The sequence below is a fragment of the Enterobacter cloacae complex sp. 2022EL-00788 genome, from assembly GCF_026627565.1.
In the GTDB taxonomy this organism is placed as follows: Bacteria; Pseudomonadota; Gammaproteobacteria; order Enterobacterales; family Enterobacteriaceae; genus Enterobacter; species Enterobacter pasteurii.
Genome location: NZ_JAPNMC010000028.1, coordinates 1 through 11,858 on the forward strand (window position 1 = coordinate 1; position 11,858 = coordinate 11,858).

General features: G+C 59.8%; 8 protein-coding genes. 6 read left to right on the plus strand and 2 right to left on the minus strand.

The window, feature by feature from the left end; translation table 11 throughout:
* Window positions 1-154: 154 nt before the first annotated feature.
* On the minus strand, window positions 155-817 hold the full coding sequence (gene fsa, locus OWK27_RS24130) for a fructose-6-phosphate aldolase (RefSeq protein ID WP_267591355.1): 663 nt from the start codon (window positions 815-817) through the stop codon (window positions 155-157).
* A gap of 127 nt (window positions 818-944) precedes the next feature.
* On the opposite strand from fsa, the gene OWK27_RS24135 reads away from it, so the two are divergent.
* From OWK27_RS24135 to OWK27_RS24150, 4 genes are all read left to right on the plus strand, one after another.
* The gene (locus OWK27_RS24135; protein ID WP_267591356.1) at window positions 945-1,844 is read left to right on the plus strand and encodes a glycyl-radical enzyme activating protein; all 900 of its coding nucleotides are present in this window, start codon (window positions 945-947) and stop codon (window positions 1,842-1,844) included.
* 4 nt (window positions 1,845-1,848) lie between these two features.
* On the plus strand, window positions 1,849-4,281 hold the full coding sequence (locus OWK27_RS24140) for a formate C-acetyltransferase/glycerol dehydratase family glycyl radical enzyme (RefSeq protein WP_148418682.1): 2,433 nt from the start codon (window positions 1,849-1,851) through the stop codon (window positions 4,279-4,281).
* Window positions 4,282-4,435: 154 nt separating this feature from the next.
* Window positions 4,436-5,251 (plus strand): Cof-type HAD-IIB family hydrolase, encoded by an 816-nt coding sequence (locus OWK27_RS24145; RefSeq protein ID WP_267591357.1) that lies wholly within the window; start codon window positions 4,436-4,438, stop codon window positions 5,249-5,251.
* Between the two features lie 149 nt (window positions 5,252-5,400).
* The gene (locus tag OWK27_RS24150) at window positions 5,401-6,657 is read left to right on the plus strand and encodes a DUF1479 domain-containing protein (protein ID WP_267591358.1); all 1,257 of its coding nucleotides are present in this window, start codon (window positions 5,401-5,403) and stop codon (window positions 6,655-6,657) included.
* Here OWK27_RS24150 and OWK27_RS24155 read toward each other — a convergent pair.
* Window positions 6,654-7,727 carry a LacI family DNA-binding transcriptional regulator gene (locus OWK27_RS24155; RefSeq protein WP_267591359.1) on the minus strand — a complete coding sequence of 358 codons (1,074 nt, stop codon included), beginning with the start codon at window positions 7,725-7,727 and terminating at the stop codon, window positions 6,654-6,656. The two genes, OWK27_RS24150 and OWK27_RS24155, sit on opposite strands and share 4 nt — an antisense overlap.
* A gap of 286 nt (window positions 7,728-8,013) precedes the next feature.
* Here OWK27_RS24155 and OWK27_RS24160 point away from each other — a divergent pair, with 286 nt between their 5' ends.
* Both OWK27_RS24160 and OWK27_RS24165 read left to right on the plus strand, forming a co-directional pair.
* Window positions 8,014-9,315, plus strand: coding sequence for an MFS transporter (locus OWK27_RS24160; protein WP_267591360.1), 1,302 nt, complete (start codon window positions 8,014-8,016; stop codon window positions 9,313-9,315).
* Window positions 9,316-9,332: 17 nt separating this feature from the next.
* On the plus strand, window positions 9,333-11,696 hold the full coding sequence (locus tag OWK27_RS24165; RefSeq protein WP_267591361.1) for a glycoside hydrolase family 31 protein: 2,364 nt from the start codon (window positions 9,333-9,335) through the stop codon (window positions 11,694-11,696).
* Window positions 11,697-11,858 lie beyond the last annotated feature (162 nt).

An 11,858-nucleotide genomic window follows, 5' to 3' on the forward strand; every position in this document is an offset into this window, starting at 1 on the left:
AAAATTTCTGGCAGACTGTCTGTAAAGGCACGATGAGGTCTCTTCTGATTTGTTAGCGCAACCAGTAGATCACACTTCATCGTGCTTTTCATTTTTCTGGGGAACCCTCAGCCCTGTGGGAGAGGGTTGGGGTGAGGGCATCAGGCCGCCCCCGTCAGATCGACGTCCGTCCAAATGCCCCCTGCCAGTCCTGCTCAAACTTCACGATCGCCGCGTCCACCGCCGGAGAGGTGATAAACTGCTGCGCCACGTCCAGCGGCAGCGTGATGGACTCGCACCCTGCCAGCAGGCAGTCCAGCGCCTGACGCGGGGTTTTGAAGCTCGCCGCCAGCACCTTTGACTGCGGGGCATGCAGCGTCAGCAGCTGCTGTAATTCCACAACGGTCTGGATCCCGTCTCCGCCCTGCGCGTCCACGCGGTTCACGTAAGGGGCGACATAGTCTGCTCCCGCCAGCGCGGACAGGATCCCCTGGGCAGCGCCGTATACCGCCGTGCCCAGCGTCGGGATCCCTTCTGCCTTCAGCATTTTGATCGCCGCCAGCCCTTCTGCGGTCACGGGCACTTTTACCACCAGATCGTTAACAATCGCGCGCAGCTTGCGGGCGTCTTCCACCATCCCTTCGGCGGTAGTCGCCATTACCTGCGCGAACAGACGGCCTTTGCCGCCCAGCGCGTCGTGCAGCGCCGGCAGCAGCTCTTCCAGCGGAATTTTACCCGCCGCCACAATGCTTGGGTTGGTGGTCACGCCTGCCAGCGGGAAGATACGCGCCAGCTTTTTGACTGCCGCAACGTCAGATGTGTCGAGATAAAGTTCCATGATGTCACCCTCAAAATTTGCCTGCACTTACCCTATCACGACAAAACCTGCTCAGGAGTTGACCCATATCAAGATAACTTTCATTCGAAAGTAATTTAATCTTCATATGTAATCAGAGGGCGAGAATATGATCTTCAATATACAGCGTTACTCCACCCACGACGGCCCGGGTATTCGTACCGTGGTATTCCTGAAAGGCTGCTCGCTGGGCTGTCGCTGGTGCCAGAATCCGGAAAGCCGCGCCCGCACGCGGGACGTGCTGTTTGACGCGCGTCTGTGCCTGGAGGGCTGCGACCTGTGTCAGCAGGTCGCGCAAGGCTGTATCGACCGCGCGCTGAACGGGCTGATCATCCATCGGGAGAAGCTTGACGACGCCACGCTCGATGCCCTTTCCGACTGCTGCCCGACCCAGGCGCTCACCGTCTGCGGTGAAGAGAAGCAGGTTGAAGAGATTATGGCGACGGTCCTGCGCGATAAGCCCTTCTACGACCGCAGCGGCGGCGGGATCACCCTCTCCGGCGGCGAACCGTTTATGAACCCTGAACTGGCGCGTGCCCTGCTTAAAGCCAGCCACGAGCAGGGTATCCACACCGCCGTCGAAACCTGCCTTCACGTGCCGTGGCGCTATATCGAGCCGTCACTGCCGTACGTCGATCTGTTCCTCGCCGACCTGAAGCACGTTGACTCTGAAGTTTTCAAACAGTGGACGGACGGTTCGGCTAAGCGAATCCTGGACAACCTGAAACGCCTGGCCGCTGCCGGGAAAGAAATCACCATCCGCGTGCCGCTGATCCAGGGCTTCAACGCCGATGAAGCCTCTGTTACCGCCATTACCAACTTCGCCGCCGACGAACTCGGCGTTCACGACATTCACTTTCTGCCGTATCACACGCTGGGCATGAACAAATACACCCTGCTCGGCCAACCCTACTCTGCCCCTGACAAACCGCTGGATAACCCTGCCCTGCTGGACTTCGCGCAGCAGTATGCCTGCCAGAAAGGGTTAACCGCGACCTTACGAGGATAACACTATGACAACCCTGAATCTCAACACCCTCAGCGAGCGCATCAAGGCGCACAAAATGGCGCTGGTGCATATCGTCAAGCCGCCGGTCTGCACCGAGCGCGCCCGGCACTACACCGAAATGTATCAGCAGCATCTGGACAAGCCGATTCCGGTACGCCGCGCGCTGGCGCTGGCGCACCACCTGGCCGAGCGTACCATCTGGATCAAACACGACGAGCTGATCGTCGGTAACCAGGCAAGCGAAGTCCGCGCCGCGCCGATCTTCCCGGAATATACCGTCTCCTGGATTGAGAAAGAGATTGACGATCTGGCGGACCGCCCCGGCGCAGGCTTTGCGGTAAGCGAAGAGAACAAGCGCGTTCTGCATGAGATCTGCCCGTGGTGGCGCGGCCAGACGGTGCAGGATCGCTGCTACGGCATGTTCACCGACGAGCAGAAAAGCCTGCTGGAGACCGGCATCATCAAGGCTGAAGGCAACATGACCTCCGGCGACGCGCACCTGGCGGTGAACTTCCCGCTGCTGCTGGAAAAAGGGCTCGACGGCCTGCGCGCGAAGGTGGCCGAGCGCCGCTCGCGCATTAACCTGACGGTGCTGGAAGACCTGCACGGTGACCAGTTCCTGAAGGCGATTGATATCGTGCTGGACGCGGTTAGCCTGCATATCGAACGTTTCGCGGCCCTGGCGCGCGAAATGGCCGCCGGCGAAACCCGCGAAAGCCGCCGCGACGAGCTGCTGGCCATTGCGGAAAACTGCGACGTCATTGCCCACCAGCCGCCAAAAACCTTCTGGCAGGCGCTGCAGCTGTGCTACTTCATTCAGCTGATCCTGCAAATTGAATCCAACGGCCACTCCGTGTCGTTTGCCCGCATGGATCAGTACCTTTATCCGTACTACCGCCGCGACGTGGAGCTGGACCAGAGCCTGGATCGCGAGCACGCCATCGAGCTGCTGCACAGCTGCTGGCTGAAGCTGCTGGAGGTGAACAAGATCCGCTCCGGCTCGCACTCTAAAGCCTCGGCGGGCAGCCCGCTGTATCAGAACGTCACCATCGGCGGCCAGAAGCTGGTCAACGGTGAGCCGATGGACGCGGTAAACCCGCTCTCCTACGCGATTCTGGAATCCTGCGGTCGCCTGCGCTCCACGCAGCCGAACCTGAGCGTGCGTTACCACGCGGGCATGAGCAGCGATTTCCTCGATGCCTGCGTACAGGTGATCCGCTGCGGCTTCGGCATGCCGGCGTTCAATAACGATGAAATCGTGATCCCGGAATTCATCAAGCTCGGCGTTGAACGAGACGACGCCTACGACTACGCGGCCATCGGCTGCATCGAAACCGCAGTCGGCGGCAAGTGGGGCTACCGCTGCACCGGCATGAGCTTTATCAACTTCGCCCGCGTTATGCTGGCGGCGCTGGAAGGCGGCCGCGACGCCACCAGCGGCAAGGTATTCCTGCCGCAGGAGAAAGCCCTCTCTGCCGGTAACTTCGTCAACTTCGATGAAGTCATGGCGGCCTGGGATACCCAGATCCGCTACTACACCCGCAAATCCATCGAGATTGAGTACGTGGTGGACACCATGCTGGAAGAGAACGTCCACGACATTCTCTGCTCGGCGCTGGTGGATGACTGCATCGAACGCGCGAAAAGCATCAAGCAGGGCGGCGCGAAGTATGACTGGGTCTCCGGCCTGCAGGTGGGTATTGCCAACCTCGGCAACAGCCTGGCGGCGGTGAAGAAGCTGGTATTTGAGCAGGGCGTCATCGGCCAGCAGCAGCTGGCGGCGGCGCTGGCGGACGACTTCGAGGGGCTGACCCACGAGCAGCTGCGCCAGCGCCTGATTAACGGCGCGCCGAAGTACGGTAACGATGACGACGGCGTGGACATGCTGCTGACCCGCGCTTATCAGACCTACATTGAGGAGCTGAAGCAGTATCACAACCCGCGCTACGGCCGCGGTCCGACCGGCGGTAACTACTACGCGGGCACGTCATCCATCTCCGCAAACGTGCCGTTTGGCGCGGCGACGATGGCGACGCCGGACGGACGTAAAGCGCACACCCCGCTGGCGGAAGGGGCAAGCCCGGCTTCCGGTACGGACCATCTCGGCCCGACGGCGGTTATCGGCTCCGTGGGTAAACTGCCTACCGGGGCGATCCTGGGCGGCGTGCTGCTTAACCAGAAGCTGAACCCGTCGACGCTGGAAAACGATAGCGACCGCCAGAAGCTGATGGTGCTGCTGCGCACCTTCTTTGAGGTGCACAAAGGCTGGCATATTCAGTACAACATCGTCTCGCGTGAAACGCTGCTGGAAGCGAAGAAACACCCTGACCAGTACCGCGATCTGGTGGTGCGCGTGGCGGGCTACTCGGCGTTCTTTACCGCCCTTTCCCCGGATGCGCAGGACGATATTATCGCCCGTACCGAGCATACGCTGTAACGAAGCATCCCCTCTCCTACAGGGAGAGGGAGAAAAGTCTAAAAGCGGCAACGTCGGTTGCCGCTTTGCTTTTACTTTCGAATGAAATTAAATTTGTGCTCCCCGTCACCTTGTTATTAGAATGTTTCAAAACGCAGTGACCCAGGAGCACAGTATGACCGTTAAAGTTATCGTCACCGATATGGACGGAACTTTCCTTGATGATGCCAAGCAGTACGATCGTGACCGCTTCCAGGCACAGTTTGAACAGCTTAAAGCCCGCAACATTGAGTTTGTCGTTGCCAGCGGCAACCAGTATTACCAGCTCATCTCCTTTTTCCCGGAGCTGAAAAACCAGATCTCCTTCGTGGCGGAAAACGGCGCGCTGGTCTTCGATCATGGTGAGCAAATTTTCCACGGCGAGCTGACCCGCCATGAGTCGCAGATCGTGATTGGCGAACTGCTGAAAGACAAAGGGTTGAATTTTGTGGCCTGCGGTCTGGAGAGCGCCTACGTCAGCGACCAGGCCCCGGACGCGTTCGTGGCGCTGATGTCAAAGCACTATCACCGCTTAAAGCGTATCGGCGACTACCGCGACATTGACGACGTGCTGTTTAAGTTCTCTCTTAACCTGCCGGACAGCGATATCCCGAATCTGGTCGATAAACTGCACGAGTCCCTGGACGGCATCATGAAGCCTGTTACCAGCGGCTTCGGCTTTGTCGATTTGATTATCCCCGGCCTGCACAAAGCCAACGGCATCAGCCGCCTGCTGAAACGCTGGAAAGTTTCCCCGCAGGAGTGTGTGGGCATCGGCGACAGCGGCAACGATGCGGAAATGCTGAAGCTGGTTAAATACTCCTTTGCCATGGGCAACGCGGCAGAAAGCATCAAAGAAATCAGCCGCTACAGCACCGACAACAACAACCACCAGGGCGCGCTGAACGTCATTCAGGCCGTACTCGACTACCACTCCCCGTTCGACGCCTGATCCTCTCCTCGCCGGAGCCTTGCTCCGGCCTCTCACTCTTTTTCCGTCCTGTGGCTTGCGTCAAGTTTTTAAACTTGCATTAACTTAATTTTAACTTAAAGTATCACTTGTAGACAATTTTACTTTCGAATGAAGGATGCGAGGCAGTTATGACCTTTACCAGTGAAACGTTGCCGGCGGATCACAAAGCGGCAATCCGTCAGTTAAAACGTGAGTTACGCGCGCAGATCGGCGACGTGCAGGCGGTGTTTAATAAGCTCAGCGATAAAATTGCCACCCGCGTGGCGGAAATCAACGCCCTTAAGAACAAAGGCGAAACCGTCTGGCCAGTGATCCCATTCGCGGATGTGAAAAACGGCACCCTCACCGACGCTCAGCGCGAGGCCGTTAAACGCCGGGGCTGCGCGGTGATCAAAGGTCACTTCCCGCGCGAGCAGGCGCTGGCGTGGGATCGGTCGATGCTCGATTACCTCGATCTCAACAGGTTTGACGAGGTTTACAACGGTCCGGGGGATAACTTCTTCGGCACCTTAACGGCCTCTCGTCCGGAGATTTACCCCATTTACTGGTCTCAGGCGCAAATGCAGGCGCGCCAGAGCGAAGAGATGGCGCAGATGCAGTCGTTCCTGAACCGCTTATGGACATTCGAGAGCAACGGCAAGCAGTGGTTTAACCCGGACGTGAGCGTGATTTACCCGGACCGCATCCGTCGTCGTCCGCCGGGAACCACCTCGAAAGGGCTGGGCGCGCATACCGATTCCGGCGCGCTGGAGCGCTGGCTGCTGCCGGCCTATCAGCAGGTCTTTGCCCGCGTCTTTGACGGCAACGTGGAAAAATACGATCCGTGGAACGCCGCGCACCGTACCGAAGTGGAAGAGTACACGGTGGATAACACCACTAAATGCTCGGTGTTCCGCACCTTCCAGGGCTGGACGGCGCTGTCGGATATGATCCCCGGCCAGGGGCTGCTGCACGTGGTGCCGATCCCTGAAGCGATGGCCTATATTCTGCTGCGACCGCTGCTGGACGACGTGCCGGAAGATGAGCTGTGCGGCGTGGCGCCAGGGCGCGTGCTGCCGATATCCGAGAAGTGGCATCCGCTGCTCATCGAAGCGCTGACCAGCATTCCGGCGCTGGAGGCGGGCGATTCCGTCTGGTGGCACTGCGACGTGATCCACTCCGTCGCGCCGGTGGAGAACCAGCAGGGCTGGGGCAACGTAATGTACATTCCCGCCGCGCCGATGTGCGAGAAGAACCTCGCCTACGCCAAAAAGGTGAAGGAAGCGCTGGAAACCGGCGCGTCGCCGGGAGATTTCCCGCGCGAGGATTATGAAAAGAGCTGGCAGGGCCGCTTTACCGTGAGCGATCTGAACATCCACGGCAAGCGCGCGCTGGGCATGGCTTAACTGTCGTACAGCCCTTCCCGCTCAACGGCGGTGCGTCGTTTTCCCTGACGTATCCGCCGCACCGACTCCCGCACCGTCAGCGTGCCGTTGAGCAGCAACGTTCCCACCGGCGCGTCCGGGCGCATCAGCCGCTGCTGGAGCATGTGCACCGCTTCCGTCCCCAGCTCGTCACGCGGGACATGTACCGCGGTCAGCGGCACGTCCTGAATCGCCGCCAGATTAAAACCGTCGATGCTCATCACGGAGACATCCTGCGGCACGCGCAGGCCCTGCTTTTGGAGGGCGCTGATGGTGCCCGCGGCCATAAAATCGCCGCCTACCAGGAATGCCGTGGGCAGATCGTTGCCTTTCTGCTGGTTAAGCCACTCGGTCACCCGCTGCTCCGCTTCTCGTGCGCTGAAGCTCGATACCACCAGCAGATCGCGACGGTCGCTAAACGTCAGGTTATGGGCGCTCCACGCGTCGCGGATCCCCGACAGGCGCTGCTCCATGGTGTAGCGCCGCAGACAGAGCACGTTCATCACCTCGCGGTGCCCCATCTCGAACAGGTAATCCGCCGCCCGCTCGCCAATGGCGCGGTGATCCGGCGCAACGGCAGGCAGGCGCATGTGCCGGTCCCGGCAGTTAATCAGCATGCAGGGCTTCCCCACGTCCACCGCCAGATCGTGGATATGCGGATCGTCGATGCCGAGGAGGATCGCAGCCTGGGTGTCCGCTTCGTTCATTCGCGCCAGAAACAGCTGGGCGTCGCTGTCGTTTTCTTCCAGCGCGCAGTAGCGCAGCCGAACCTCGTGCGAGGCAAGCCCTTTGCTAACGCTCTGGATCACGCGGTAGTAAAAGATGTCGGACCGCTCGTCAAACGCCCGCTGAGGAGCGAACACCACCAGGCTGTTAAGCAGCAGGCGCCCCGCCGCCATGCCCTCCATCACCCCAAGCTCCCGCGCGCACGCCAGCACCTTTGCGCGCGCTTTTTCGCTGGTGTTGGCCTTTCCCGCCAGCACGCGGGAAACGGTGCTGATGGAGAGCTGGGTACGGGCAGCGATTTCGGTGATTTTAAGCCTTTTGTCCATTTTGTGATCTGGCTCCATATGTGAAATGAAAAAATTTTCACAGCGTGTTTATCAGGTAATAGCTTTACTGACGGCCATCATGCCCAAAAACGCCCCGCATTTATGAGAAAGTTTGCACAAAATCCGCTATTCCCTGCCCGTTTTCTTTCATAAGGTGAACCTGTCACACAACTTCCATACTAGTTGTATAGCAGCCTAAGTCTCTAAAACCGATAACTTTCAAAAACCTGACGCTGCGTGACGCCTGAACCTTTGTCCCCTTACCGTCCGTCTTGTGGAGAAGAAAATGAGTCAGGACATCAATAACACCCTTGCGACAAGCAAAACGCGTCGCGTCATCAAGAACCTGCGCTGGTACGTGCTGGTGCTGTTCCTTCTTGGCGTGACCGTTAACTACATCACCCGTAACTCGTTAGGCATTCTCGCTCCGGAGCTGAAGGAGAGCCTTGGGATCACCACCGAGCAATACTCCTGGATCGTCGGCGCGTTCCAGATTGCCTACACCATTTTCCAGCCCCTGTGCGGCTGGCTGATTGACGTTATCGGTCTGAAGATTGGCTTTATGGTCTGCGCCGGGATCTGGGCGCTGATGTGTATCTTCCACGCGGGCGCCGGAAGCTGGCTGCACCTCGCTATTCTGCGCTTCTTTATGGGGGCTTCCGAAGCCGCCGCGACGCCGGCAAACGCCAAAACCATCGGTGAATGGTTCCCGAAATCAGAGCGCCCCGTCGCCGCAGGCTGGGCGGGCGTGGGCTTCTCCGTCGGCGCGATGCTGGCCCCGCCTATCATCTACTTTGCCCACGCGTCGTTTGGCTGGCAGGGCGCGTTTATGTTTACCGGCGTGCTGGCGCTGGTGTGGGTGATCCTCTGGTGGGCGTTCTACCACAACCCGGAGCAGCACCCGAACCTCAGCAGCGATGAGCTGGCGTTTATCAAGCAGGATAACGAACCGCCTGCGGTAAAACTGCCCTTCCTGACCGCGCTGAAAACCGTCTCGAAGAACAAACGCTTTTACGGTATCGCCATTCCGGCCTTTATGGCGGAACCGGCCTGGGCGGTGCTGAGCTTCTGGGTGCCGCTCTACCTCGCCAAAGAGCACAGCATGGACCTGAAGCAGATCGCGATGTTCGCCTGGCTGCCGTTCCTGGCCGCCGATCTCGGCAGCGTGGCGAGCGGCTACCTCACCCGCCTCTACACCCGCTGGTTTGGCTGCACGCGCGTTAACTCGGTCGTGGCCAGCTCCGTAACCGGGGCGTTTCTGATGATTTCCCTGGCGGTCGTGGCCGTGACCCGCGATCCGTATATCACCATCGTGCTGATCTCCATCGGCGGCTTCGGGCACCAGATCATCTCCTGCATGCTGAGCGCCCTGGTGGTGGAGTCGTTTGATAAAGGGCAGATGGCGACCGTCAACGGCATGCGCGGCTCGGCGGCGTGGATCGCCAGCTTCCTGTTCTCTCTGTTAATCGGCGTGACCGCCGACAAAATCGGCTTCAACCCGCTCTTTATCGCCATGGGTTTCTTCGACCTGATTGGCGCTGTTTTCCTGGTGGCATTTATTGCTGAACGTCGCGCCAAGCGCGCCTGATAGTGGATGTATTGCATATGAAAACCCTGAAAAACTGGACCGTCGATAAACAGTCGGCGAATCATCTGGAACTGCTGGTGGATAATCAGCATCGCCTGTGCCTGTACGTGCTGGAAGAGAACCTGTTCCGCGTGCTGATCAAACGCAAAGGCGAGCTGGCGCTGGACCGTACCTGGAGCATCGCCCCTGAGCAGGACGTGCCGTGGGAAGGCCGTCGTCGTGACGATATTAGCGGGTTCTCCTGCCCTGCCTGGACGCTGGCGCAGGAGGGCGACACCTTAACCGTAGCGACAGAACAGCTGCGCGTAACCGTTCATCAGCCCCTGTGGCTCGAGTGGCACTACCGTAACGACGCGGGCGAGTGGCAGCCGCTGGTCAACGACCGCCCGACCAGCGCCTACCTGCTGAACGCCCACGGCGACGGCGTGGCGCACTATCTGAGCCGCCGCCAGGACGAGCGTTTCTATGGCCTCGGCGAGAAAGCGGGTGATTTACAGCGCAACGGCAAACGCTATGAGATGCGCAACCTCGACGCGATGGGGTACAACGCGGCCAGCACCGACCCACTCTACAAGCACATCCCGTTTACCCTTACCCGCCGCGACGACGTGAGCTACGGCCTGTTTTACGACAACCTGAGCAGCTGCTGGCTGGATCTGGGCAACGAGATCGACAACTACCACACCGCCTACCGCCGCTGGCAGGCGGAAGCGGGCGATATTGATTACTATCTCTTCACCGGCAGCCGCGCGCTGGACGTCACTAAGGCCTTCGTTCGCCTGACCGGGAAAACGCTGTTCGGGCCGAAATGGAGCCTGGGCTACAGCGGCTCGACCATGCACTACACCGACGCGCCGGACGCACAGAACCAGCTGATGAACTTCATCCGCCTGTGCGACGAGCACGCCATTCCGTGCGACTCGTTCCAGCTCTCCTCCGGCTATACCTCCATCAACGGCAAGCGCTACGTCTTTAACTGGAACTACGACAAGGTGCCGCAGCCGAAGGCAATGAGCCAGGCGTTCCACGACGCGGGGCTGCGGCTTGCGGCCAACATCAAGCCGTGCCTGCTGCAGGATCACCCGCGCTACGGTGAAGTGGCGGAACGCGGCCTGTTCATTCGTGATTCAGAAACCGATGCACCGGAACGTTCAAGCTTCTGGGACGACGAAGGGTCGCACCTCGACTTTACCAACCCGCAGACGGTGCAGTGGTGGCAGAACGGCGTGACCACGCAGCTGCTGGAGATGGGCATCGACTCAACCTGGAACGACAATAACGAGTACGAGGTGTGGGACGGAGAAGCGCGCTGCTATGGCTTCGGCAGGGAGATCGCCATCAAGCACATTCGGCCGGTGATGCCCCTGCTGATGATGCGCGCCTCGCTGGAAGCGCAGCAGCGCTTCGCGCCGGATAAACGTCCTTATCTGATCTCCCGCTCTGGCTGCGCGGGGATGCAGCGCTACGTCCAGACCTGGAGCGGCGACAACCGCACCAACTGGGACACCCTGCGCTATAACATCCGCATGGGGCTGGGCATGAGCCTGTCCGGGCTGTTTAACGTCGGCCATGACGTCGGCGGTTTCTCCGGGGACAAACCCGATGCCGAGCTGTTTGTGCGCTGGGTGCAGAACGGCGTGATGCATCCGCGCTTTACCATCCATTCCTGGAATGACGATCGCACGGTGAACGAGCCGTGGATGTATCCGGGCGTCACGCCTGCCATCCGCAGCGCGATTGAGCTGCGCTACCGCCTGCTGCCGTATCTCTACACCCTGCTCTGGCAGGCGCACGCCGACGACGAGCCGATGCTGCGCCCGACCTTCCTCGATCACGAGCACGACGCGCAGACCTTCGAAGAGTGCGACGAGTTCCTGCTGGGCCGCGACCTGCTGGTGGCAAGCGTTGTGGAAGCCGGGCAGCGCGAGCGCCGCCTCTGGCTGCCGGACAACGAAACCGGCTGGTACGATTTTTACACTCACGAGTGGTTCTCCGGCGGGCAGTGGATCGCCCTGGATGCACCGCTGGAAAAACTGCCGCTGCTGGTGCGCGCCGGTGCCGGTCTGCCGCTCAGCGAACGCATCCGGCACGTGAGCGCCGATAAAGACGATACCCGCGAGCTGAAGCTGTTCCCGGTGAAAGGCGTGGGCACCAGCACCGGTCTGCTGTTTGAAGATGACGGTGAAAGCTGGGGCTACCAGAACGGCAACGCGCTGTGGGTAGAGTGGGAAATGGTATGCGACGCGACAACCATTAACCTGAAGGTCAACGCGCGCGGCGACTATCGCCCGGCGTGGAAAGCGCTGAAGGTGTCGTTGCCGGCGGGGGAAAAACGCAAGCTGCTGGTGAATGGGGTTGAAGGGGGCGAATGGGTGGTGTAGTTGGGCCTGATGCCCTCACCCTAACCCTCTCCCACGGGGCTGAGGGATCCCCAGTAATATGGTCATACCACCATGACCATATTACTGTACTCTTTTCCCAGCTTTTTCATCTCGTTAACTATATTCAGGCGTCTTACTTTCCCGGGCTCATGCCGGATGACT